This window comes from Mesorhizobium sp. SP-1A, from assembly GCF_032460275.1.
Taxonomy (GTDB): Bacteria; Pseudomonadota; Alphaproteobacteria; order Rhizobiales; family Rhizobiaceae; genus Mesorhizobium.
In genome coordinates this window covers 1-23,748 of sequence record NZ_JAVXZD010000006.1, presented here as the reverse complement: position 1 = coordinate 23,748, position 23,748 = coordinate 1, and the positions used below count along the sequence as shown (strand labels likewise).

The 23,748-nt window shown below is 64.6% G+C and carries 19 protein-coding genes; 6 read left to right on the top strand and 13 right to left on the bottom strand.

The window, feature by feature from the left end; all coding sequences use genetic code 11:
- Positions 1-9: 9 nt before the first annotated feature.
- From ureC to QU595_RS23535, 5 genes are all read right to left on the bottom strand, one after another.
- On the bottom strand, positions 10-1,722 hold the full coding sequence (gene ureC, locus QU595_RS23555) for an urease subunit alpha (RefSeq protein ID WP_315926547.1): 1,713 nt from the start codon (positions 1,720-1,722) through the stop codon (positions 10-12).
- 77 nt (positions 1,723-1,799) lie between these two features.
- Entirely contained in the window at positions 1,800-2,105 is a 306-nt protein-coding gene (locus QU595_RS23550; protein ID WP_315926545.1) for an urease subunit beta, read from the bottom strand.
- Positions 2,106-2,111: 6 nt separating this feature from the next.
- On the bottom strand, positions 2,112-2,699 hold the full coding sequence (locus QU595_RS23545) for a HupE/UreJ family protein (RefSeq protein WP_315926543.1): 588 nt from the start codon (positions 2,697-2,699) through the stop codon (positions 2,112-2,114).
- Positions 2,700-2,792: 93 nt separating this feature from the next.
- On the bottom strand, positions 2,793-3,095 hold the full coding sequence (locus tag QU595_RS23540) for an urease subunit gamma (RefSeq protein ID WP_315926540.1): 303 nt from the start codon (positions 3,093-3,095) through the stop codon (positions 2,793-2,795).
- A gap of 18 nt (positions 3,096-3,113) precedes the next feature.
- Positions 3,114-3,953, bottom strand: coding sequence for an urease accessory protein UreD (locus QU595_RS23535; RefSeq protein WP_315926538.1), 840 nt, complete (start codon positions 3,951-3,953; stop codon positions 3,114-3,116).
- Positions 3,954-4,458: 505 nt separating this feature from the next.
- On the opposite strand from QU595_RS23535, the gene QU595_RS23530 reads away from it, so the two are divergent.
- Entirely contained in the window at positions 4,459-5,736 is a 1,278-nt protein-coding gene (locus QU595_RS23530; protein WP_315926536.1) for an L-fuconate dehydratase, read from the top strand.
- Between the two features lie 13 nt (positions 5,737-5,749).
- Here the strand turns inward: QU595_RS23530 and QU595_RS23525 are convergent, their stop codons facing one another.
- The 6 genes from QU595_RS23525 to QU595_RS23500 form a co-directional block, all read right to left on the bottom strand.
- Complete coding sequence (locus tag QU595_RS23525; RefSeq protein WP_315926534.1) at positions 5,750-6,766, bottom strand: aldo/keto reductase; 1,017 nt, start codon at positions 6,764-6,766, stop codon at positions 5,750-5,752.
- Positions 6,767-6,897: 131 nt separating this feature from the next.
- Positions 6,898-7,764, bottom strand: coding sequence for an HlyD family secretion protein (locus QU595_RS23520; protein WP_315926532.1), 867 nt, complete (start codon positions 7,762-7,764; stop codon positions 6,898-6,900).
- On the bottom strand, positions 7,761-7,970 hold the full coding sequence (locus QU595_RS23515) for a DUF1656 domain-containing protein (protein ID WP_315926530.1): 210 nt from the start codon (positions 7,968-7,970) through the stop codon (positions 7,761-7,763). The genes QU595_RS23520 and QU595_RS23515 overlap by 4 nt, the downstream gene beginning before the upstream one ends.
- A complete protein-coding gene (locus QU595_RS23510; protein WP_315926528.1) occupies positions 7,967-10,027 on the bottom strand; it encodes an FUSC family protein in 2,061 nt (686 codons plus the stop codon). Before QU595_RS23510 ends, QU595_RS23515 begins: the two co-directional genes overlap by 4 nt.
- Before the next feature lie 22 nt (positions 10,028-10,049).
- Positions 10,050-10,475, bottom strand: a complete 426-nt coding sequence (locus tag QU595_RS23505) for a MarR family transcriptional regulator (protein ID WP_315926526.1) — start codon at positions 10,473-10,475, stop codon at positions 10,050-10,052.
- A gap of 473 nt (positions 10,476-10,948) precedes the next feature.
- Positions 10,949-13,312 (bottom strand): DUF1989 domain-containing protein, encoded by a 2,364-nt coding sequence (locus QU595_RS23500; protein ID WP_315926524.1) that lies wholly within the window; start codon positions 13,310-13,312, stop codon positions 10,949-10,951.
- Positions 13,313-13,606: 294 nt separating this feature from the next.
- Between QU595_RS23500 and QU595_RS23495 the strand changes: the two genes are divergently transcribed.
- Positions 13,607-14,335 carry a FadR/GntR family transcriptional regulator gene (locus QU595_RS23495; RefSeq protein WP_315926522.1) on the top strand — a complete coding sequence of 243 codons (729 nt, stop codon included), beginning with the start codon at positions 13,607-13,609 and terminating at the stop codon, positions 14,333-14,335.
- Here the strand turns inward: QU595_RS23495 and QU595_RS23490 are convergent.
- Entirely contained in the window at positions 14,318-15,631 is a 1,314-nt protein-coding gene (locus QU595_RS23490) for an ABC transporter substrate-binding protein (protein ID WP_315926520.1), read from the bottom strand. The two genes, QU595_RS23495 and QU595_RS23490, sit on opposite strands and share 18 nt — an antisense overlap.
- Positions 15,632-15,802: 171 nt before the next feature.
- On the opposite strand from QU595_RS23490, the gene QU595_RS23485 reads away from it, so the two are divergent.
- Positions 15,803-17,173, top strand: coding sequence for an NAD(P)/FAD-dependent oxidoreductase (locus QU595_RS23485; RefSeq protein ID WP_315926518.1), 1,371 nt, complete (start codon positions 15,803-15,805; stop codon positions 17,171-17,173).
- Between the two features lie 605 nt (positions 17,174-17,778).
- Here QU595_RS23485 and QU595_RS23480 read toward each other — a convergent pair.
- The gene (locus QU595_RS23480) at positions 17,779-18,426 is read right to left on the bottom strand and encodes a response regulator transcription factor (protein WP_315926516.1); all 648 of its coding nucleotides are present in this window, start codon (positions 18,424-18,426) and stop codon (positions 17,779-17,781) included.
- 481 nt (positions 18,427-18,907) lie between these two features.
- On the opposite strand from QU595_RS23480, the gene QU595_RS23475 reads away from it, so the two are divergent.
- The 3 genes from QU595_RS23475 (at position 18,908) to QU595_RS23465 (ending at position 23,576) form a co-directional block, all read left to right on the top strand.
- A complete protein-coding gene (locus tag QU595_RS23475) occupies positions 18,908-20,623 on the top strand; it encodes an APC family permease (protein WP_315926514.1) in 1,716 nt (571 codons plus the stop codon).
- A gap of 85 nt (positions 20,624-20,708) precedes the next feature.
- The gene (locus QU595_RS23470; protein WP_315926512.1) at positions 20,709-22,415 is read left to right on the top strand and encodes an APC family permease; all 1,707 of its coding nucleotides are present in this window, start codon (positions 20,709-20,711) and stop codon (positions 22,413-22,415) included.
- Positions 22,416-22,682: 267 nt separating this feature from the next.
- On the top strand, positions 22,683-23,576 hold the full coding sequence (locus QU595_RS23465) for a bifunctional methylenetetrahydrofolate dehydrogenase/methenyltetrahydrofolate cyclohydrolase (RefSeq protein WP_315926510.1): 894 nt from the start codon (positions 22,683-22,685) through the stop codon (positions 23,574-23,576).
- Positions 23,577-23,748 lie beyond the last annotated feature (172 nt).

Genomic DNA, 23,748 nt, shown 5'->3' with positions numbered 1-23,748 from the left:
TTTCGCTCCTCAGAACAGGAAATAGCGCTGCGCCATCGGCAGTTCGTCCGCCGGTTCGCAGGTGAGCAGTTCGCCGTCGGCCCGCACCTCGTAGGTTTCGGGATCGACTTCCATCTTCGGCATCGCGTCGTTCAGCATCATGGAGCGCTTGCCGATGCCGCCGCGCGTGTTGGCGACGGCCACCATCTGCTTGTCCACGCCGATCTTTTCACGCAGCCCGGCAGCAAGCGCGGCCTGCGAGACGAAGGTGATGGAGGAATTGGTGCGCGCCTTGCCGAAGGCGCCGAACATCGGTCGGTAATGCATGGGCTGCGGCGTCGGGATCGAGCCGTTGGGATCGCCCATCGGCGCGGTGGCGATCCAGCCGCCAAGCAGGACCATGTCCGGCTTGACGCCGAAGAAGGCAGGGTTCCACAGCACCAGATCGGCGCGCTTGCCTACTTCCACGGAGCCGATCTCATGCGCCATGCCGTGGGCGATGGCGGGGTTGATGGTGTATTTCGCCATGTAGCGGCGGGCGCGGAAATTGTCGTTGCCGGGCCTGTCCTCGGGCAACGCGCCGCGCTGGCGCTTCATCTTGTCGGCCGTCTGCCAGCAGCGGATCACCATCTCGCCGACGCGGCCCATGGCCTGGCTGTCTGAGGAAATGATGGAGAAGGCGCCCATGTCGTGCAGGATGTCCTCCGCAGCGATGGTCTCCTTGCGGATGCGGCTTTCGGCGAAGGCGATGTCCTCGGGGATCGAGGGCGACAGGTGGTGGCACACCATCAGCATGTCGAGATGCTCGGCGATGGTATTGACCGTGTAGGGCCGTGTCGGATTGGTCGAGGCCGGCAGCACGTTCGGATACTGGCACACGCGGATGATGTCGGGCGCGTGGCCGCCGCCCGCGCCCTCCGTGTGGAAGGAATGGATGGTGCGGCCCTTGAAGGCAGCCAGCGTGTCCTCCACGAAGCCGCCTTCGTTGAGCGTATCGGTGTGGATCGCGACCTGCACGTCGAAGCGGTCGGCGACGGCGAGGCAGTTGTCTATGGCAGCGGGCGTCGAGCCCCAGTCCTCGTGGATCTTCAGGCCGCAGGCGCCGGCGCGCACCATCTCCTCCAATGCGCCGGGCAGGGAGGCGTTGCCCTTGCCGAACACGCCGATATTCATCGGAAGGCCGTCAAAGGCCTGGATGGTGCGGGCGATGTGCCAAGGCCCCGGCGTGCAGGTGGTGGCCAGCGTGCCATGCGCCGGCCCGGTGCCGCCGCCCACCATGCAGGTGACGCCGGAGGTCAGCGCCTCGTCCACCTGCTGCGGCGAGATGAAGTGGATGTGCGTATCGATGCCGCCGGCGGTGAGGATCTTGCCCTCGCCGGCGATGACCTCGGTGCCGGGCCCGACAATGATGGTCACGCCCGGCTGCGTGTCGGGATTGCCGGCCTTGCCGATGCCGGCGATGCGCCCGTCATGCAGGGCGACGTCGGCCTTGTAGATGCCGGTGTGGTCGAGGATGAGCGCATTGGTGATGACGGTGTCCACCGCGCCTTCGGCACGGGAAAGCTGGCTCTGACCCATGCCGTCGCGGATGACCTTGCCGCCGCCGAACTTCACCTCCTCGCCATAGATGGTGAGGTCCTTCTCCACCTCGATGAAAAGCTCCGTGTCGGCGAGCCGCACCTTGTCGCCGGTGGTGGGGCCGAACATCTGCGCATAGGTCGCGCGGCTGATCCTGGCTGGCATGAAAATCTCCGTCGGCGCTTCCCGTGGAAGCTGGATGATGCGTGTCGCAGGGCAGGGCGAGCGGCCCCGCCCCGATATCAGAGCTTGCCCATGACCATCTGGCGGAAGCCGTAGATCTCGCGCTTGCCGCCGAAGGGCACGAGGTTCACGTCGCGCTCCTGTCCGGGCTCGAAACGCACGGCGGTGCCGGCGGCGATGTCGAGCCGCATGCCGCGCGCGGCCTCGCGGTCGAAACTCAGCGCCGCGTTGACCTCATGGAAATGGTAGTGGCTACCGACCTGGATGGGGCGGTCGCCGGTGTTGGCGACCTTGAGCGTCACCACAGGCTGGCCCTGGTTCAGCTCGATGTCACCGTCAAGCGTGACGACTTCTCCGGGGATCATGGCCGCTTACCCCGCCATCAGCATCAGGCCGCCCAGCGCGGTCGCGCCGCCGGCGACACGCATGGCGATGCGGCCCGCGCGCCCCTGCCACAGGCGGCTAATGCCATGCCCGAGGCCGATGCCCGCCGCATGAAGCAGGGCCGTGGCCAGCGCGAAGCCCGCGCCGTAGGAGAGCAGGCCTGCCGCACCGATCTCGCTGCCGTGGGCATGGCCGTGGAAGAAAGCGAAGAAGCCGGCGACGAGAGCGCCGGTCGCGGCCGGCACCGGCAGCGCCAATGCGACCACCAGGCCAAGCGCCACGACCGAGGCGAGTATGACCGGCTCGACGAAGGGCACCGGCAGGCCGGACAGCGCGGCGAGGAAGCCGACGATCATGACGCCGACGAAGGCGGCCGGCACCGCGAACAGGGCGCGGCCGCCCAGCATCGCCGCCCACAGGCCGACCGCCACCATGGCGAGAACATGATCGACGCCGGTAATGGGATGACTGAGGCCGGCGACGAAGGAACCGTGCTCTGCCGGGTTCAGGTGGGCGAAGGCCGGGCTTGCCGTCAGCGCCAGCCCCACTGCCGCAACGATCGTCGTCTTTCTCATCGTCTTGACCTTTCTGTCAGTTGCCTGCGCTTCGATGCCGTTTTCGACGCGAAGCGGAAATTTCGCCGAGGCGCGAACCTGCCGAAGGCCGGCTCAGCGGATCGGTTCGTGCACGGTCACCAGCTTGGTGCCGTCCGGGAACATGGCCTCGACCTGCACGTCGTGGATCATCTCGGCGATGCCCTCCATCACCTGCTCGCGAGTGACGACATGCGCGCCGGCCTCCATCAGGTCCGCGACCGAGCGGCCGTCGCGCGCGCCCTCGACCACGAAATCGGAAATGAGTGCGATGGCTTCGGGATGGTTGAGCTTCACCCCGCGCTCCAGCCGGCGGCGCGCCACCATGGCGGCCATCGCGATCAGCAGCTTGTCCTTTTCCCGCGGCGTCAGATTCATGTCACGACCTAACCAGACCTAGATTGACCAAACTTTCGGCAGGCCCGCCTGCCCGTTGAGCAGCGCCAGCAAGGGCATCAGCCGCTTGCGAAGCGCATAACCGTCGGGCGCATGGAGCCGCGCCACCAGCTTCGCGTAGCCGCCGGCCCGCCAGGCGCTGGCGCCGCCGTCCTCGCCGACAATATCACGCGCGCCGGCCAGCCGTCCTTCGGCGTCGCGCGCCATCAACAGAACCGTCGCGACCGCGCGGGCCCCGTTCGCCACGGCGCGACGGCCAAGCTGGGCGGCCAGTTGCGGGCCGAGGCGGAAATCCTCGGCATGCGCCAGCCTGCCGTCCACGCGCACGCGCCAGCGGTCGTGGAAAAGCGCCGTCTTCGCCACTTCGCCCATCGCCTGCCGGCCGAAAACCGTGGCTTCGGCGACCAGCACCTCGGCATCCGCCGCCATGTCCACCTCCATCGAGCGCGACAGGGCCGCGCCGTTGAACAGGATCGTCTCCTGCGGCAGCCAGGCAAGGCGCGTGCCGCTTTCCGCCTTCAGCGCCGACGACACCCGCGACACCCCGCCGGCCGAGCGGTAGATGCGCTCGCAGGCCTGCGTGGTGACGACCGCGGCGGCCTCCGCCTCGGTCTCGATTTCCCAGCGCAGCCGATCGCCGCCGGTCAGACCGCCCGAGGTGTTGATCAGCACGGCCCCGAAAGGGTCGTGCGCGGCGTGCGGCATGCGTATCTTGGCCGCGCCCTCCTGGTAGAGGCGCGAGATGCGGGACCGTCCGTCCTTGTAGTGTATCGAAAGCCTGCCCAGCCCGTTGACGCGCTGCGAGGAAAGCTCCGCTAAGCTATTGTTATTTATTATCATAAACGCGAATCTCGCCCGCTTGTTTAACCTAAGCCGGGCCCTTCAATAAGAGGGGGGTAGGTGCGGCAGGATGACGCCATGGCGGCGACAAGCCAACAGGACTTTACGCGCAGGCAAAGGCGGCGCCGCAAGAGCCCCGATCCGGCGTTTTCGGCGAGCGGTAAAGCGTTCTTCGAAATCGGCAGTTTCGCTGCCATGTCTTTCAGGAGTGGGCGCAGCGCGATGTCGAAGCGGGGGCCGTCCCGGTTTACATATGAACTCATTATTCGTATCTAATTTCGGAAATGCGGCTGCCTGTTCGGGAGGAAACGGATCATGCGGCAGCAACTCCTGGCTTCTTCGCGCGCATCGACCGGGCGCCTTCACGGCTGCATCGTGGCGTGACTTCCGCCGCTTCCAACAAGTTCGAACAGGCGGCGAAGCGGCCGGCTCGTTTGCATGGCCGGCAAGTCGTCTCCCGGCGTGTACGCGCCCGTCAAACCGCCAAGCAACCGGACACCCGCCCATGACCCGCATTACCGGCCTGCGCGTCTTCGACCTGCGCTTCCCGACCTCGCAACAGCTCGACGGTTCGGACGCCATGAACCCGGACCCCGACTATTCCGCCGCCTATGTCATACTCGACACCGATACGGACGGGTTGAAGGGGCACGGCCTGACCTTCACCATCGGCCGCGGCAACGAGATCTGCTGCGCGGCGATCGTGGCGCTGCGGCATCTGGTGGTGGGCCTCGAACTGGACTGGGTGAAGGAAGACCCCGGCCGCTTCTGGCATCACCTGACCGGCGACAGCCAGTTGCGCTGGATCGGACCGGACAAGGGCGCCATGCATCTCGCCGTCGGCGCGGTGGTCAACGCCGTATGGGACCTTTGGGCCAGGCAGGCGGGCAAGCCGGTCTGGCGGCTGGTGGCCGACATGAGCCCGGAAGAGATCGTCAGGATCGTCGATTTCCGCTACCTAACCGACGTGCTGACGCCGGTCGAGGCGCTGGCGATCCTGAAAAAGGCCGAAGTCGGGAAGGCCGGGCGCATCGCTACGCTCGAGCGCGAGGGCTATGCTTGCTACACCACTTCGGCCGGTTGGCTCGGCTATGACGACGACAAGCTGCGCCGCCTGTGCCGCGAGGCCATCGAGGCCGGCTTCGACCATATCAAGATGAAGGTCGGCCGCGACCTCGACGACGACATCCGCCGCCTCACCATCGCGCGCGAGGTCATCGGCCCCGACCGCCACCTGATGATCGACGCCAACCAGGTGTGGGAAGTCGATCAGGCCATCGACTGGCTGCGCAGGCTCGCTTTCGCCAAACCCTTCTTCATCGAGGAGCCGACCAGCCCGGACGACGTGGCGGGCCATGCCAAGATCCGCAAGGCTGTGACGCCGATGAAGGTGGCGACCGGCGAGATGTGCCAGAACCGCATCCTGTTCAAGCAGTTCATCGCCGGCGGGGCCATCGACGTCGTGCAGATCGATTCCTGTCGCATGGGCGGGTTGAACGAGGTGCTCGCGGTGCTCCTGATGGCCGCAAAGTTCGGGCTGCCGGTGTGGCCGCATGCCGGCGGCGTCGGCCTGTGCGAATATGTGCAGCATCTGTCGATGATTGATTATGTCGCGGTGTCCGGCACCAAGGAGGGCAGGGTGATCGAATATGTCGATCACCTGCACGAGCACTTCCTCCATCCCTGCATCATTCGCGACGCCGCTTACATGCCGCCGACCGCGCCCGGCTTCTCCATCGAGATGAAGCCGCAAACGCTGGAGAATTTCAGCTACGGGGCGTGATGCCGCAACGTGGCTACCCGGCCGCTTCGATGGCGTCCCACAGGGCTTCGGGAATGTCGCGCTCGAACCAGTCGATGTTGGCGGCGATCTGGTCCGGGCTCTTTGCGCCTACCACCACGGAGGACACGGCAGGATTGCGCAGCGGGAACTGTACGGCCGCCGCGCCCAGCGGCACGTCGTGACGTTCGCAGATTTCCGCCAGCCGGCCCACCTTGCGCACGATGTCTTCGGGCGCGTCGACATAGTCGAACTTGCGCGGACCGCCGCCGTTGGCGGCGAGAATGCCGGAATTGAACACCCCGCCGATCACGATCGAAACCTTGTTGGCGCGGGTCTTCTCCAGCAGGCGTTCGGCCGAACGGTCGAGCAGCGTGTAGCGTCCCGCCAGCAGGCAGCAGTCGAGATCGGCTTCCTGCATCGCCTCCTCGATCGCCTGCGCCTCGTTGACGCCGAGGCCGAAGCCCTTGATCAGCCCGGCCGCGCGCAGTTCCGCCAGCGCCTTGAAACCGCCGGAAACGAGCGCTTTCCAGTGCAGTTCATGCCGGTCGGCATGGGTGACGCGTCCGATGTCGTGGACATAGAGCAGGTCGATCTCCGGCAGGCCGAGCCGCTGCTGGCTGTCGTCGAAGCTGCGCATGATGCCGTCATAGGAATAGTCGAACACCTCGCGGAAATTCAGCCCGTTGCACCAGCCTGGATCGAGCGGGTTCTTCGGCGCCTCGGGCGGCAGGTCGCGTCCTGGCCGCGGCCGCGCCATCAGGCGTCCGACCTTGGTGCTGATCGCCGGCCTGGATTCCTGCTCCGGCAGATCGCGCAGGAAATGGCCCAGAAGATGTTCGGAGCGCCCGAGGCCGTACATGGGGGCGGTATCGAAATAGCGTATGCCTGCCCGCCACGCTGCCTCGAGTGTGGCAAGTGCTTCCGCGGTACTGGTGGGCTGGTAGAGGCCCCCGAAAGGCGCGCTGCCGAGGCCGAGCGCGGTAAGCTCCAGGCCGGAGCGCGTGACGGTGCGGCGTTCGGAGACTTTCATGCGGGCTTCCTGCGGTCCGGCGGCGTTTCGACTTCCTTGTCCATGGCAATGCGGCCTTGGAATTTGTCGGAACAATTCCGTTCTGCAATATACCAGAGCGCGGTGCCGGTCGAGCGTCAGCGTACCGCGGGTCAGTCGCCGATATAGACGCTTGCGGTGCGGCCGGCGACGAGATGCACGCTGTCCGGCACGTTTTCCAGGGCGATGCGCACCGGAATGCGCTGCGCCAGCCTGACCCAGTTGAAGGTGGGCGTGACATTGGCCAGCAGGCTGCCGGAATCCGTGCGCTCGCGATCCTCGATGCCTCCGGCGAAGCTCGCCACATGGCCTTTCAGTTCGACGCCATTGCCCATCAGCCGCACCTTGGCCGGTGCGCCGATGCGGATACGTTCCAGCTTGTTCTCCTCGAAATAGCCGGCGACGTAGAAGGAGCCGCTGTCGATGAGCGCCATTACCGGGCTGCCGGCCGAGACATAGTTACCGGCGCGCAGCGTCAGGTTGGTGACGATGCCGTCCGCCGGGGCCTTCACGGTCGATCTTTCCAGGTTCAGCCTGGCGACGTCGCGGTCCACCTGCGCTTGCCTGTAGGCGGCGTCCGCCTCTTCCAGCGCGGTGGCGGTCTGCTCGCGCTTCTGCTGGGTGATGGTGGCGTCGTCCAGCCGCTTGACGCGCGCGGCGTCGCTTTGAGCCATTTCGAGCCGCGCCCTGGCGCCTTCGACGTTCGAGTCCGCCGCGCGCAGCGCCAGCTGGAAACGGGCCTGGTCTATGCGGAACAGCACGTCGCCCTTCTTCACCTCCTGGTTGTCGGTAACCAGCATCTCGCCGACGATGCCCGAGACGTCCGGAGCCAGCCGGATGACGTCGGCACGCACCTTGCCGTCGCGGGTCCACGGCGCATCCATGTAGTAGCCCCACATGTGCCAGCCGAGTGCAACGGCGAGAACGACCATGACGGCGGTGAGCAGCAGGCGGCCGGAATTGGCGATAAGGGTTTTCATTGCAATATCCGATCAAGAACAAACACGCTCGTTCCGAGCAGGCAGACATACATGGCCGCATCGAAAAGCGGCCGGTGCCAGACGAAACGATAGAAGCCGGCCCGCGCCAGTACCCGGCGGACGACGGCGTTGACCATGAAGCAGAGCACGGCGAGCGCGCCGAGCGTGGGGATGAAGACGCCGTAGATGTCGATTTCGGGTCTCATGCCGCCAACCTCATTTTATGCGGGGTGAAAGGCGATGCATCGGGGAACAGGTTGTAGCGCAGGGCAACGACGGCCATGCGGGCGCGCCCGGCGGCTGGTCCCTGCCTGTTCTCGCCAAGTGCGGCCAGCGCGTTGTCGATCGCCGAAAGCAGGGCCGCGCCGTCCGGTTCCACATGCTGCATCTTGTGCCGGTAGTGGTCCGCGACCTCGTTCAGCAGGCGCGAAACCGCCGTGCGGCTGCGCCGCGCCAGGCCGCTCCGGCATTGCTGGAGATCGGCCGTGTTCAGCGCGTTGCGCAGGTCCTTGAGGATGTCGATGCCAGCCGCATTCTCGGTCGCGGGCATCGCCGCCAGCCGGGGCGCGACGAGGCCGCAACGGTCCAGCATCCTGTGCAGCAGCCTGGTGTTGTCGGAGCCGGTCGCGGCGCGTGCCGCCAGGATGATATCTGCCCAACCGGCGCGCACGATGCGGCGCACACTCCATTCGGCGCCGACCGAGCGCACCAAGGCGGTCGTGCCGATGGAGATCGCCATGCCGACAATCATGGCCAGATTGCCGTTTATGAACGCCTGGAAATCGAGACTGGAATGCGACTGGAGCATCAGCATGTAGGGGAAGTTGACGCACAGCACCATGCCCATGAGCATTGTGGCTGGCGTGGTCAGAAGCAGGCCGACGGGAACGAAATAGAGGCCGAGCAACAGCACCAGAGCGACGAAGCCGTCGATCAGCGGCATCACCGCGAACTGCACGACGAAGGCGATCACGATGACGAGCACCGCCATTCCCAGGAACTTCTTCATCGCCGGGGCGGGGTCGTCCATGGTGGCGAAGATGCAGCCGACGATGCCGGCCATCTGCGCTGCGCCGCCGCCGTCCTGCCATTCGGTGGCGATCCACAGGCCGACGCCGACCCAGGTGGCCAGCATGACCGACAGTCCGGAGAGCAGGGCCATGCCGTAGTCGCGGTGGATGGGCAGGCTGCCGCCGAGCGCGCCGAAACGCTTCCAGCGCAAGGCATGGTGCGAACCGGAGGCGATGTCCTGCCTGAGTGCGATGCAGTCGCCCCAGATCTGGATGAGGTCGCGCAGCCGCGCGGCGAAATTGGTCAGAAGCAGCGTTTCCCAGCTTTCGCCGGGCTTCGCCTGTTGTTCCAGCGCCTCGAGGCGGGAGAGAAAACGGATGCGCTCTTCGTCCGAAAGGGGTTCTCCGCTGTCCAGCCAATTCTCGACTCGTTCGATCAGCTCGTTCAACTCCTGCCGCAACTGCGGCCCAATCTCGCGCCGCAGCGCGGCGACAACGTCGCCGATGCCGGAAACGATGGGCAGCAGCGCCACCATGCTGCGCTGGAGCAGCCGGAACGGTTCGACCAGGCTGGCGTGCGAGGAGGTGTCGTAGGCGACATGGGTGGTGATGTTGCGCATCTCGACGGCGTCGGCCGCCAGCCGCCTTCGGTCTGCCGCCAGCGCCTGTTCGTCGCGCCGTCCGGCGAGCGTGTCCCTGGCCAGCCGCGCGCCGTCCGCCATCCAGCCGTCGATGCGAGCAGCCAGCACCGGGCCGGTGTGGCGGGGGAAGACGAGGCGGTTGACCACCGCTGCGCAGATGATGCCGATGGCGATCTCCAGCACCCGCGAGACTGCGAAATCGAAGGTGGTTTCGGGCGCCGAGGTGATGGAGAAGCCGGTGATCGCCACCGTGTAGCCGGCGAGCATGAAGGCGTAGCTGCGCGGCGTGCGGTCGAGCAGGCTCATGACCAGGCAGCCGGCCATCCACAGCGAGATCGCGAGCGTGAGAAGTTCGGGCGAATCGATCAGGTTGGGTATCAGCACCACGGCCATGACGCCGCCGGCGGCCGTGCCGACGAGACGGTAGACCGCCTTGGAGGTGACCGCGCCCGACAGCGGATGCGCGACGATATAGACCGCGCCCACGGCCCAATAGGGCTTAGGCAGGTCGAAGAGCAGGGCGATGAACAGCGCCAGCATGGCCGCCGCGAACGTCTTCAGCGAGAAGACGACGTCCCAGAAGCCCGGTTTGGTGAATTGCGGCCTGCTCATTTCCGTCTCTGCGAATTGCCTGCTATTTCGTCCGCTCGACGATCCGGTGCAGCACCGCCATGGCCGCCTCGACCTGCTCGGGCGGCAAGTCCGCCAGCAGCCCGACCCGCAGCTTCGTGGCGATGCAGTCGGCCAGTTCGGCGCGTTTGCGCCCTTCCGCCGTCAGCCTGACCAGCTTGACGCGGCGGTCGGATTCGTCGGCCTCGCGGGTGACGAAGCCGTCGCGTTCCAGCCCGTCCACAATGCGCACGATGGTCGGGCCTTCCACGCCGACCCGCTCGGCCAGAAGGCCCTGCGGAATGCCGTCGCCCTGCCGGATAAGCGCAAGCAGCGGCAGTGCGGTCGCATCCGACAATTGATGGTCGGCCATGGCAGTGTCGAAAGCCTTGCGCCACCCGCGCGCGGAGGCGTTGAGCAGCGGTGCGAATTCGGTCCAGTGGGGCGGCAATTTAATTTGCATCCTATTAGATAGTATACAAACTAATTGGATGCAATGGAAATCTGCAAGGCGCAAGCCGCAGGAGGGAGGGCCGTTGCAGACTCATTTGCGTCCGCCTCTTCCCGCCAGGGCGAGGGGAACGCTTCCGCTGCCGTCGAAGCCGGCGCCGTCGCAATTTCCGGTCGGGACTGCTCAGGCGGCGAAATTCTCCGTTGCGCAGGAGGAGGGGCAGGGCAGGGAGCCGTTCGGAGGAGCCGCTACGCGCGATCGCCTGCCGGGAGAAGCGGTAGGGTGTGCCGGCGGCCGTGGCAATGCGCGCGATCCGGTAGAGAAGGCGGGCTCTTGGCGAAATCCGCGGTGTCGCTACCGCCGCGCCGGTCGCAATCGGCGCATGTGACGGCACGACGGGTGCCGGCCAAAGAAAAACCCCGCCGGAGCGGGGTTCTGGTTCGAGGCCGACGCGGTTTCCCGCACACAACCGCCTACGAGCGCGGGCGCTCCTTCTTGGGATCGTAGTGGGCGAAGCCGACGATGCGGGCCGGCAGGCGCTTCTGCTGACCATCGAGCTTGCCGACCTCCACCTCGGTGCCGATATTGGCGTGAGTGGCATCGACGCGGGCCAGCGCGATGTTCTTCTTCAGGATGGGCGAGCGCATCGAGGAGGTGACGACGCCGATCTGGGCGCGGCCGATATGGACGCAATCGCCATGGCCGACGGCCACTTCGGAATCGATGTCGAGGCCGACCAGCTTGTTGATCGGGTTCTCCTTGCGGCGGATGAGCGCCTCGCGGCCGATGAAGTCGTCGGTCTTGGTTTTCAGCGGCACGGTGAAGCCGATGCCGGCCTCGAACGGGTCGGTCTGGTCGGAGAACTCGTAGCCGGCGAAGATCAGGCCCGCCTCGATGCGCACCATGTCGAGCGCGGCGAAGCCCATCGGCTTCAGCCCGAGCGGCTGGCCGGCTTCCCACACCGCGTCGAACACCTTCTCCGCGTCGCGCGGATGGCACCACACTTCATAGCCCAGTTCGCCGGTGTAGCCGGTACGGGAAACGACGATGGGCACGCCCTGCGAATCGCCGATGCGGCCGATGGTGAAGCGGAACCACTCCAGCTCAGCCAGTTCCGGCTGGTGCGGCGGCGTCCACACGATCTTCTTGAGGATGTCGCGGCTGTTCGGCCCCTGCACGGCGATGTTGTGCATCTGGTCGGTGGAGGAGCGGATCAGCACCTTCAGCCCGAGCTTTTCGGCCACTTCGCGCAGCCACACGCCGGAATAGTCGTCGCCGCAGATCCAGCGGAAATTGTCCTTGCCGAGGCGCAGCAGCGTGCCGTCGTCAACCATGCCGCCGTGCTCGTAGCACATGGCGGTATAGACCACCTGGCCGACGCCAAGCTTCTTGACGTCGCGGGTGAGCGTATACTGCATCAGCGCTTCGGAATCCGGGCCGGTGACCTCGAACTTGCGCAGCGCCGACAGGTCCATCACCACCGCCTTCTCGCGGCAGGCCCAGTATTCGTCGATGGCGCCGCCCTTGGCGAATTCCTGGGGCAGCCAGAAGCCCTTGTATTCGATGAAATTGCGTGTGTGCTTGGCGAAACTCGAATGGAAGCCGGTCTCGCGGGTCATCTGGGGTTCGGCGTCGGGGGTCATTCGTCTAGCTACCGCTCGAGAGAACTTGTTCTGCCCGGAATAGGTCCGGACGTGGATGTCGGTGAGGTTCCAGCCATTGGCCGGCGTGGTGTCGTCGGGGCAGGCGGAGGACACGCACACGATGTCGGTCAGCGCCCTGAGCAGCACGTAGTCGCCCGGACGGGACCAGGGCTCGTCGGAATACATCACGCCATGGGCGTCGATGCCGGTGTTGAAGAAGAAGTTCGCCGCCATCCAGCCGCCGCGCGGCGTCACCCCATGCGGCGCCAGCGCGCCGTTGAAGTTCTCCGAGCAGTTCGCATGGCCGGGATAGCCGATGTCATCGTAATATTTGGCGAAGCAGGCCAGCGCGAAGGCATCGTGGCGGCCGCACGTGTCCTGGATCACCTCGACCAGCGGCTCGAAATCCTGGTCGTAATATTTCGCGTGCAGGCCCGGCATGGGATAGGCATGGCCCATCAGCGAGCGCGTCGCGGTGACGTCCAGAGCGAGGTCGCGGCCCTTGTCGAGCTTGCGCGCCGAAAAGCACTGGAAGTCGGTGCACTGGCGGCCGTCCACGTCTATGATCTGGAGATAGTCGCCGGCCTTGACGAAATAGGCCTCCGCCGTGCGCGATTTCACCCTGAGATCGAGGATCGGATCGGCAAGCGGCTCGGGCAGGTCGGACTTGCCGGCCGGGCGCAGCGTGGCGCGCTTGACCATCACGACCAGCGGCGTCGAGGTGTCCTGGCTGTCCACCGTCATCGGCGCGCCGGGGGCGGCTACGACCAGCGAACCGGCGCGAGCGACAGTGAAGCTTTCCTCCGCGCCGGCCTGTGTCGCCGAATCGAAGAAGCGGATGGCTTCGGCCTTGGCGAGATTGACCTTGCGCCGATCGAGCCCGCGGCGCAGGGCGCGCAGGCTGTCGTCGCCGTCGACCAGCAGCGCCTTCAGCCCCGAGGCGTCGCCATTGGCGCCGGCACCCAATATGCCGGGATCGCAGCGACCCTCCTTGTCGAAAGCCAGCACTTCGCAGGGCTGGCCGCCTTCCAGGTTGCGGATGGTGATGCGGTCGCCCGGCTCGATGTCTATCAGCATCGCGCCGGCACCCGGCACCTGATAGCGTTCATGGCCGGGCAGCAGCAGGCCGGGCTGCAGGATCAGACTGGGCCGGGGAGGGCCCGAAGTCACGGCGGGGTAGTCTGCAAGCGTCATCACCACCTCGACTAATTTTGCCTGTGTGTAAAAATATTTAATTGGAGAGAATACTCGTTTTGGCGAAACTGGCAAGGCTTCCTTTCACGCGCGGCTGTAAAATAAGCGGGGTCGGGCCTGCTTCCCAGGCTGTCGGCATGAATGTCGAATGGTTCTGCCCATCAACCGATTGCCGCAGCCGGCCCGGTCATGTTAGCGAATTGAATCCGACACATCTTGCAAGTCCAGGCCGTGCCGCGGCAGGATTCGTCCTGCGCAGCAACCTGGGGCGAAACGGGAATACAAGGCCGTAACATGAAGGCTGGCACCGACCACCTGACCTCCCAGATCATCTCCACCTATTCGGTGGGAGCGACGGTGCAGATCGTCCTGGACCGGCTGTTCGCGAAAATCCGGTCGGAGGAATATCCGCTGAATGCGCGTCTTCCGTCCGAACGGGCATTGGCGTCGGAAATGGGGGTCGCCCGCAACACCGTGCGCGAGGCGCTGGATGTGCTGGAGGCCCGCAACGTCATCAAGCGGCGTCCCGGCAGCGGCAGTTTCGTCACCTATCGTTCGGAAGATGAGGTGCCCGAGCGGGAGGAAAGCTCGGTCGCGCTGGAAACCAGCCCGCTGGACCACCTGGTCGTGCGCGGCATCCTCGAGCCCGAAATGATCCGCCTCGCCGTCATCAACATGACCCCGCGCGAGATATGGGACCTGGAACAGCTCATGTCGAAGATCGAGGGCGTGCACACCGACGTCGCCGCCTTCGTGAAATGCGAAGAGGAAATCTATCGTAAGATCGCCGAGGGGACGCACAATCCCCTGCTGGCGTCCTGCTATAATCTGGCGATCGAGGCCTGCCGGGTCAGCTTCCGCACCACGCTGCTTCGCCGGCACCTGTCGCCGAAGCGCATCCTCGAATACCAGCAGCGCTACAACGCGCTGTTCAACGCGATCGCCTCGCGCGACGTGGAGCGGGCCGTCGAGTTCATCAAGCTGCACCTCGTCGAGGAGCAGAAGCTATTTCTGCAGAACTGATTCCGGCGTGCGCGCCTGCAGGGCGGTCCCGTTCTCGCGCGTGCGCAGGCGCTGTTCCCAAAGCTGCCCCAGATCCGACATCTCCCGCTTGAGAAGGTCGCCGTGGCGTTTCAGCCAGCGGGGAATGGAGCCGAACGCGGCGATCCTGGCCTTGCCGTTCTTCAGCGTCACCACCGGCCAGTCCCCGACAAGGGCGTTGTCGATCCCGAACATGCTCTCGCCCCACCAGTGCGCCGGGCCAAACGCATGGGTGACGTGGCCAAGCTGCTTCATCGCCGCCAGCACGGACAGCGGATTGACGCTGTTGGATTTCTCGACCGCGGCATGCCAGATGTCGAGGATGGCGACATATTCCCAGCTCACCGCGGTCCAGGTGCCGGGAAAGCGGCGGTTGTATTCGTCGAAGAAACCCTTGGGCTGGTTGAAGAAAAACGTCTTGCCCGTCAGCTTCTCGTCGTCGAAGTCCGGAAACTGGAAGACGAACCCTTCCATGAATTCGGCGGATGTGCGGGCGACGAGCTGGTCGTAATAGTCCAGCGTGCAGGATATGATCTGTCCCTTGAAGCCGCGCGCATGGGCATATTCGGTCATGGCATGGACCATCGGCGTATAGCTGGTGCACCAGCATAGGATGTCGGCGTTCGAGTCCAGCATGGGTTGCACGATGGCGGCGGCATCGGTGGCGTGGGGATCGTACCGGATTTCCTTGACGATCCCGACATCGGCTGCCTTGAAGGCCGCGCGGTAGGTGGCGAGCGAGGGCAGGCCGAGCGCATCGGACTGGCTGCAGATCGCGACGGTGCGGAGCTCCGGCCTGGTCCGGGCCAGCCAGTCCACCCCCGTCACGTTGTAGATCGGATGCAGCTCGCTGGGGGCGATCAGATAGGGCGTGTCCGGCGACAGGTCGCTGGGCAGCAGGGTCGAGGTCAGGACTTTCCGATCTGTCAGGTAGTCCCGTATCTGCGAGATCGTGTCGCCGCCCAGCATCATCAGCAGTTTGACGTCATGCTGCTCTACCAGGTGGCGCGCCCCCCGCTCGGCCTCCGCCGCATCATAGTCGCAATCATATTCCACGATTTTGATCGGATAGCGCCGCCCGTTGATCAGCAGCCCGCCGGTCTTGTTCAGCCAGTCCTCCCAGATTCGGCAGCCGTGCAATCCGGGCAGACCCCACGACTCGGCCTGGCCGCTGAGCGGTGCCAGGAAGCCGACATTCACTGCGTTCGGCATGCCGACGGACAGCCGGGGCAGCACACTGGAAACCGCGAGTTGATGGGCAAAGCTGGGATTCTGCATGGCCGTGAGTACCATCAAAAGCTGAAAGCTTCATCCTGAAGGTGGGGGACGAAATGAAATTTCCCTTCCTTACAGGAAACTTGTTGACAGATTGGTATAACGGCGGGCACCATACGCTGGACCAGAGGAACCAATACCGAAATTTTGGTCTATACCACCTAGGAGGAGACTATGTCAGCTAAGCGAGTGGCCGTCATCGGCGCCGGACCGTCCGGGCTTGCACAATTGAGAGCATTCCAGTCTGCGGCGCAAAAGGGCGCCGAGATCCCGGAAATCGTCTGCTTCGAGAAGCAGGCCAACTGGGGCGGCCTGTGGAACTACACCTGGCGCACGGGCCTCGACCAGTATGGCGAGCCGGTCCATGGTTCGATGTACCGCTACCTCTGGTCGAACGGCCCCAAGGAGGGTCTGGAATTCGCCGACTACCCCTTCGAGGAGCACTTCGGCCGGCAGATCGCTTCCTACCCGCCGCGCGCGGTCCTCTTTGATTATATCGAAGGCCGCGTGAAGAAGGCCGGCGTGCGCGACTGGATCCGCTTCGAGACCGTCGTGCGTCTGGTGGACTGGAACCCCGACACGAAGAAGTTCACGGTTACCGTGCAGGACCTGCCGAAGGACCACTGCTATTCCGAGGAATTCGACCACGTCATCGTCGCCTCGGGCCACTTCTCGACCCCGAACGTTCCCGAATATCCCGGTTTCGCCGGTTTCAACGGCCGCATCCTGCATGCCCATGACTTCCGCGACGCGCGCGAGTTCGCCGGCAAGGACGTGCTGCTGATCGGCACCAGCTATTCGGCCGAGGACATCGGCTCGCAGTGCTGGAAGTACGGCGCCAAGTCGATCACCAACTGCTACCGCACCAAGCCGATGGGCTTCAAATGGCCCGATAATTGGGAAGAGAAGCCGCTGCTGGAGAAGGTCGAGGGCAACACCGCAACCTTCAAGGACGGCTCGACCAAGAAGATCGACGCCATCATCCTGTGCACGGGCTACAAGCACCACTTCCCGTTCCTGCCGGACGACCTGCGCCTGAGGACCGCGAACCGCCTGGCCACCGCCGACCTCTACAAGGGCGTCGCCTATGTCCACAATCCGGCGATGTTCTACATCGGCATGCAGGACCAGTGGTTCACCTTCAACATGTTCGACGCGCAGGCCTGGTGGGCTCGCGACGTCATTCTTGGCCGCATCAAGCTGCCGGCGAGCAAGGCCGAACTGGTCGCTGACGTCGAGGACCGCGTTGCCCGCGAGGATGCCGGCAAGGACGACTACGAGGCGATCAAGTACCAGGGCGACTACGTCAAGGAACTGATCTCGGAGACGGACTATCCGAGCTTCGACGTGGACGGCGCCAACCAGGCCTTCTTCGAGTGGAAGAAGCACAAGAAGGCGGGCATCATGGAGTTCCGCAACCACGCCTACCGGTCGGTCATCACCGGCACGATGGCGCCGTTGCACCACACTCCGTGGAAGGACGCGCTGGACGACTCGCTGGAATCGTACCTGCAGATCGAAAAGACTCCCGCCGCGGCGGAGTGACAGCCGGTCGGGCCGGTTGACCGGCCCGACATGCCATTTCCCTTGCGATGCCGCTCCCCGAAGGAGCGGCATTTGCCCGCGATGCATCTGTCGGCATCGTCCCGGTGGCATCGGAGCCCGGCTCCGGTGGCGGCCGTTGAACCTTGTTTTTTGAATGTCAGTGAAAAAACGATTCGGTGTCCACCGCGCATGAAAGGCTTCTCCGCCGCCAATTGCGACGGTCGTCAAGGCGACAAACGCGCTTGGTCGGGCACGAAAAAAAGAGCCTGGTAGGGTTGGTTCAAGCCTACCCGATAGGCCAAGTCGGTCGGCCATCATGATATGTCCGCGAAGCCAAATCGACATCCAGCGGTCGGAGCGCGGGCAGGGGCTGAACCGGCCAGCCTCGAGGGAGCGAAGTCGATGGCCGATTGACCTTCGTCGAGATTTCTCCACGCGGAACAGGGCGATTCTAGCCATGTCTACCCGAGCGGGCTTGCGAGTTCGGGCCGCGGCGGATTGAGCGCTCAGATTCGTTGAAAAGGCGCTTGTGGGCCGGCACCAGCGCGGTCTTTTCACCTGCTAGAACACGGAATCCGGCTCAAGCCAAGCCTGGGCGGCTGAACCTATTGCGAGTTGGGACGCGGAGCGCGGCTCTTCTCGCCGGCGTAGAGCGCGACGGCCATGGCGCGGTTGCGCACATCCAGCTTGTCGTAGAGATTTTTCAGGTGGTATTTGACCGTATTCTCCGAGATGCCGGTGCGCGCCGCGATCTGGAGGTTGGTCCAGCCGTCGGCCAGCACTTCGAGCAGCTCGCGCTCGCGCGTGGTCAGGCGCGAAAGCGGCGTGTCGTTGATCTTCGACACGTCGATATAGGGAATGCAGATGCGCCCGTTGGCGACCGCCACCAGCGTGTCGAACAGGATCGACGGGTCGTCGAACTGGTAGCAGAAACCCTGCACGCCCAGCCTCACGCACTGCTTGAGAATGGCGATGTCGTGGTCGTTGGAGAAGATGACCACACGGGCATGCAGCCCGCGGCGCTGCATTTCGGACAGCACCTCGCCGCCGTCCATGTCGGAAAGCTTCCAGCCCAGCACGGCGAGGTCGAAGCCGGGTTCGGCGCGTGCGGCGGCTTCCAGGAAGGCCTTGCCGCTCTGCAGGCTATCGACGAGCTCGAAATCGCTGGCACGACCGATCATGTCGCCAAGCGCGGCGACCACCAGCGGATTGCGCTCGGCGATCAGGACCCTGAACTTTCTGTTTCCTGCCATGGGCGTCGCCTCAATCCCGATGCCTTGGCGGGGGCCTTTCCATTCGGCGTTCATGCTCCTCCGCCTGAAATTCGTGCCAACCTCTTGTCGAATGTTCCTCAGCCTGGCCGCTCCTCCTCAAGATGCAGCCTGACATGAATTCATATCATGAATTAATTTTTCATTCCAGTGGATGCGTCAAATTAGTCGCCGAATGTTCCCGAATCTGTCGAAAGGGCCGAAAATCCGCTCCACTACCCGAACGGGTAGGGAGGGATTGGCCGCCTAGGCATGAGCGGACTGGCCGATCATCCAGTCAAATCGCTAATGAAGCAATGTTTCCTGAAACGATGCGACAAAGTGACTTGACTGCGCTTTCGATTCGGACAAGCTTCACCTTGAGGAAAAAAAGACGCCTAAGCGGAAAATTGCCTGCGTCCCATGCCCGTGAAGATCGGAGTGGGCGGACGGCAGTGCTGTAGCCAATGGGGAACTAAAGCCAATGAGCGCTATATCGGACGTCAACACGGCCGGGGCGGATACCGCCGGCCAGCTGCATCGAACCATCGACTGGCGAGGTGCCTTCTGGGTTGCCAGCGGCGTGCCGCCGCTCGTGCTGTTTTCCATCGGCGGCATCGCCGGCACGGTCGGAAACATCGCCTTCCTGATCTGGACGCTGTCCATCCTCATGGGCTTCATCCAGTCCTTCACCTATGCCGAGATCGCCGGCCTGTTCCCCAACAAGTCGGGCGGCGCCTCGGTCTATGGCGCCACCGCGTGGCTGCGCTACTCGAAGTTCATCGCGCCGCTGTCGGTGTGGTGCAACTGGTTCGCCTGGACGCCGGTGCTGTCGCTCGGCTGCACCATCGCCGCGGCCTATATCCTGAACGCGCTGGCGCCGATCCCGTCCTTCAGCGAGACCTCGCCGGAAGTGCTGGCCTATATCGCCGCGCACGCCGGAACCGCTCCGGCCGACGCCGTCGCCGCGGTCACCGCGGCCGCAACGCCGGCCATCCGCAGCTGGACGCTTTACAGCCATACGCTGGGCCCGGTCGGTTTCTCGTTCAACGCCACCTTCTTCATAGGCGTGATCCTGATGCTGGTCACCTTTTCCATCCAGCATCGCGGCATTCTCGGCACGGCGGTCGTGCAGAAGGTCGTCGGCATGCTGGTCATCATCCCGCTGCTGATCGTCGGCATCGTCCCGATCCTCACCGGCCAGATCCACTGGGACAATTATTCGCCGCTGGTGCCGCTGGCCGTCGCCTACGAGCCGGCTCCGGGCATGTGGAACATCTCCGGCTGGACGCTTGCGCTGGGCGGCATGTTCATCGCCGCCTGGTCGACCTACGGCTTCGAGACGGCGGTCTGCTACACCCGCGAATTCAAGAACCCCGCCACCGATACCTTCAAGGCGATCTTCTATTCGGGCCTGCTGTGCATCGTGCTCTATACGCTCGTGCCCTTCACCTTCCAGGGCGTGCTCGGGCTCAACGGCATGCTGGCCACCCCGATCGTCGACGGTTCGGGCGTCGCCGCCGCCCTGGCGACGATGGTCGGCGGCGGCGCGATCATCAAGACGCTGCTGGTCATGCTGATGCTGCTGGCGCTGATCCTCGCCATCATGACGGCGATGGCCGGTTCCTCGCGCACCCTCTACCAGGGTTCGGTCGACGGCTGGCTGCCGCGCTACCTCAGCCATGTCAACGAGCATGGCGCGCCCACCCGCGCCATGTGGACGGACCTGATCTTCAACCTGTGCCTGCTCGCCATCGCCTCAACCGATGCGACCAGCTTCTTCTTCATCATGTCCGTCGCCAATTGCGGCTACATCATCTTCAACTTCCTGAACCTGAACGCCGGCTGGATCCATCGCATGGACAACGGCCACATCGAGCGCCCGTGGAAGGCGCCGACCTGGCTGCTGTCGCTTGGCACCATCTTCGCCTTCGTCAACGCCGTATTCATGGGCGCCGGCGCCAAGGTGTGGAACCCGGTGGCGCTGTGGGCCGGCCTGTTCACCGTGGCCCTGATCATCCCGGTGTTCTGCTTCCGCCACTACGTGCAGGACGGCGGCAAGTTCCCGGAACACATGCTCGACGATCTCGGCATGCAGGAAGCCGACCTGGTTCGCAGGAAGGCGGGCATCCTGCCCTACCTCGTGCTGGTCGCGGGATTGGCCGTGGTGCTGATATCCAACTGGTTCTTCGTCCTCTGACGCGCCGAACCGGACAAACCAACAGTCCCGCGCCCAAAAGGCGCGGGACCTTTCTCATAAGTTGGGGACTAGAAGGGGAACTGAAATGACAGCAACGACAATAACGGCCAGCGAAGCCGGCGACGGGCTTCACCGGACAATCGACTGGCGCGGCGCCTTCTGGGTGGCCAGCGGCGTGCCCGCGCTCGTCCTGTTCTCGATCGGCGGTATTGCCGGCACCACCGGCACCCCCGCCTTCCTGATCTGGACCTGCTCGATCATCCTCGGCCTGATCCAGTCCTTCACCTATGCCGAGATCGCCGGGCTGTTCCCGTCGAAGTCGGGCGGCGCCTCGGTCTACGGCGCCACGGCATGGCTGCGCTACTCGAAGTTCATCGCGCCGCTGTCGGTGTGGTGCAACTGGCTGGCCTGGACGCCGGTGCTGTCGCTCGGCTGCTCGATTGCGGCCGCCTACATCCTGAACGCGCTGGCGCCGATCCCCGGCTTCACGGAATCCTCGCCGGAGGTGCTGGCCTACATGGCGGCCAATGCGGGCACGAGCGCGGCTGACGCCGTCACCGCCGTAACGGCCGCCGCCACCCCGGCCATCCGCAACTGGACGCTGTTCCACGGCACGCTCGGGCCGGTCAGCTTCTCGCTCAATTCGGTGTTCTTCATCGGCGTGATCCTGATGCTGGTCACCTTCGCCATCCAGCACCGCGGCATCCTGGGCACCGCCAGCGTGCAGAAGTTCATCGGCCTGGTCGTCATCATCCCGATGCTGATCGTCGGCATCGTGCCGATCCTCACCGGCCAGATCCACTGGGACAATTACTCGCCGCTGGTGCCGCTGGCGACCGCCTATGAACCCGCGCCGGGCTCGTGGAACGTCGCCGGCTGGACGCTGGTGCTGGGCGGCATGTTCATCGCGGCCTGGTCGGCCTACGCCTTCGAGACCGCCATCTGCTACACGTCGGAGTTCAAGAATCCCGGCCGCGACACGGTGCGGGCCATCTTCTATTCCGGCCTGCTGTGTCTGGCGCTCTACACCATCGTGCCCTTCACCTTCCAGGGCGTGCTGGGCCTCAACGGCATGCTGGCCACCCCGATCGTCGACGGTTCGGGCGTGGCAGAAGCCATGGCCCGCATGGTCGGCGGCGCAGGCTTCGTCACCTCGATCATGGTCATGCTGATGATCATGGCGCTGATGCTGTCGATCATGACGGCGATGGCCGGTTCCTCGCGCACCCTCTATCAGGGTTCGGTGGACGGCTGGCTGCCGCGCTACCTCAGCCATGTCAACGAGCATGGCGCGCCGACCCGCGCCATGTGGACGGACCTGATCTTCAACGTGTTCCTGCTGGCCATTGCCGCTGCCGACGCGTCCAGCTTCTTCTTCGTGCTGTCGGTGTCGAACTGCGGCTACATCATCTTCAACTTCCTGAACCTGAATTCGGGCTGGATCCATCGCATCGACAACGGCCACATCCACCGGCCCTGGAAGGCGCCGACCATCCTGATCGCCGCGGGCGGCATCCTGTCCTACGTCAACGCCACCTTCATGGGGGCGGGCGCGAAGGTGTGGAACCCGTGGGCGCTGTGGGCCGGCTTCATCGCCGCCGCCCTCATCATCCCGGTATTCTGCTTCCGCCACTATGTGCAGGACGGCGGACGTTTCCCCGCCCATATGCTGGACGATCTGGGCATCACCCAGGAGGACCTGAAGGTCCGTAAGGCGGGCATACTGCCGTATCTGACGCTCATTGCCGGCGTGGCGGTGGTGCTGCTCGCCAACTGGTTCTTCCAGATCTGACGCAGACGCATACCGAGGAGGCCGGCGCGTGCCGGCCTCCCCCATTTTTTCCTGCAAAGACTTGGATTTGCTGCGAAAAGAAGTTTTTGCCGATATTTCTTTTCATGAAAGATTCTTGCATTAAGGTTGACTCTTGGGCCTATTGGCTGCTATAGATTCAGTCGGAAAAATCAGTGAAAGGCCGGTCGGAAATCTCTTCCGCATCTGCTGACCTGCGGTATAAGCCCGCGGGAATGGCTGGTCTCGTCCTGGGAGGAATTGCACAGCATGACGACGGTAATCGATGGCAAGGCAGTCGCGGCCGATGTGGTGGAGAAGGTCCGCGCCGCGGCCGAGAAGCTGACCGCCGAGACGGGCGTGGTTCCCGGCATCGCGGTGGTCATCGTCGGCAAGGATCCGGCAAGCCAGGTCTATGTCGCGTCCAAAGGCAAGAAGGCCAAGGAATGCGGCTTTCATTCGGTCGAGCATGCGCTGCCGGCCGAGACCACCGAGGGCGACCTGGTGGGAATGATCGAGAGGCTCAACGCCGATCCGGCCATTCACGGCATCCTGGTGCAGCTGCCGCTGCCCGACCATATCGACGCGGGCCGCATCATCCAGACCATATCCGCCGACAAGGACGTGGACGGCTTCCACTTCACCAATGTCGGCAAGCTCGGCACTGGCGAGCTGGAGACCGCCTTCGTGCCGTGCACGCCGGCCGGCTCGATGCTGCTGATCGAACGCGTGCGCGGCCGTGACCTGTCGGGCCTCAACGCCGTGGTGGTCGGCCGCTCCAACATCGTCGGCAAGCCGATGTTCAACCTTCTGCTCAACGCCAACGCCACCGTCACCGTCGCTCACAGCCGCACCAAGGACCTGCCGGCGCTCTGCCGCACCGCGGACATCCTGGTTGCGGCCGTCGGCCGGCCGGAAATGATCAAGGGCGACTGGGTCAAGCCCGGCGCGACGGTCATCGATGTCGGCATCAACCGCCTCGACGGCGGCGCCAACGGCAAGTCGAAGCTGGTCGGCGACGTCGATTATGCCGGTGCTGCCGAGCAGGCCGGCGCCATCACCCCCGTGCCCGGCGGCGTGGGACCGATGACGATCGCGCTGCTGATGGCCAACACCGTAACTTCCGCCTATCGCGCGGCCGGCAAGACGCCGCCGCGTTTCTGATCTTCAACCACCTTCGTTCCTTTGGGAACTCGAACACATTTAAGGGAGGACCCCCTGATGGCCGACGTTAAGAGCGACATTGAGATAGCGCGCGCAGCGAAGAAGCGTCCGATCCAGGAGATCGGTTCGAAGATCGGGATTCCGAACGAGCATCTTCTGCCTTACGGACACG

Excerpts from the sequence above, each read along its gene's own strand:
- QU595_RS23540 (WP_315926540.1), bottom strand. The coding sequence starts at position 3,095 with ATGAATCTGACGCCGCGGGAAAAGGACAAGCTGCTGATCGCGATGGCC.
- ureC (WP_315926547.1), bottom strand. The coding sequence starts at position 1,722 with ATGCCAGCCAGGATCAGCCGCGCGACCTATGCGCAGATGTTCGGCCCC.
- QU595_RS23510 (WP_315926528.1), bottom strand. The coding sequence starts at position 10,027 with ATGAGCAGGCCGCAATTCACCAAACCGGGCTTCTGGGACGTCGTCTTC.
- QU595_RS23465 (WP_315926510.1), top strand. The coding sequence starts at position 22,683 with ATGACGACGGTAATCGATGGCAAGGCAGTCGCGGCCGATGTGGTGGAG.
- QU595_RS23515 (WP_315926530.1), bottom strand. The coding sequence starts at position 7,970 with ATGAGACCCGAAATCGACATCTACGGCGTCTTCATCCCCACGCTCGGC.
- QU595_RS23520 (WP_315926532.1), bottom strand. The coding sequence starts at position 7,764 with ATGAAAACCCTTATCGCCAATTCCGGCCGCCTGCTGCTCACCGCCGTC.
- QU595_RS23550 (WP_315926545.1), bottom strand. The coding sequence starts at position 2,105 with ATGATCCCCGGAGAAGTCGTCACGCTTGACGGTGACATCGAGCTGAAC.
- QU595_RS23525 (WP_315926534.1), bottom strand. The coding sequence starts at position 6,766 with ATGAAAGTCTCCGAACGCCGCACCGTCACGCGCTCCGGCCTGGAGCTT.
- QU595_RS23500 (WP_315926524.1), bottom strand. The coding sequence starts at position 13,312 with ATGACGCTTGCAGACTACCCCGCCGTGACTTCGGGCCCTCCCCGGCCC.
- QU595_RS23535 (WP_315926538.1), bottom strand. The coding sequence starts at position 3,953 with ATGATAATAAATAACAATAGCTTAGCGGAGCTTTCCTCGCAGCGCGTC.
- QU595_RS23490 (WP_315926520.1), bottom strand. The coding sequence starts at position 15,631 with ATGCAGAATCCCAGCTTTGCCCATCAACTCGCGGTTTCCAGTGTGCTG.
- QU595_RS23530 (WP_315926536.1), top strand. The coding sequence starts at position 4,459 with ATGACCCGCATTACCGGCCTGCGCGTCTTCGACCTGCGCTTCCCGACC.
- QU595_RS23545 (WP_315926543.1), bottom strand. The coding sequence starts at position 2,699 with ATGAGAAAGACGACGATCGTTGCGGCAGTGGGGCTGGCGCTGACGGCA.
- QU595_RS23480 (WP_315926516.1), bottom strand. The coding sequence starts at position 18,426 with ATGGCAGGAAACAGAAAGTTCAGGGTCCTGATCGCCGAGCGCAATCCG.
- QU595_RS23495 (WP_315926522.1), top strand. The coding sequence starts at position 13,607 with ATGAAGGCTGGCACCGACCACCTGACCTCCCAGATCATCTCCACCTAT.
- QU595_RS23485 (WP_315926518.1), top strand. The coding sequence starts at position 15,803 with ATGTCAGCTAAGCGAGTGGCCGTCATCGGCGCCGGACCGTCCGGGCTT.
- QU595_RS23475 (WP_315926514.1), top strand. The coding sequence starts at position 18,908 with ATGAGCGCTATATCGGACGTCAACACGGCCGGGGCGGATACCGCCGGC.
- QU595_RS23470 (WP_315926512.1), top strand. The coding sequence starts at position 20,709 with ATGACAGCAACGACAATAACGGCCAGCGAAGCCGGCGACGGGCTTCAC.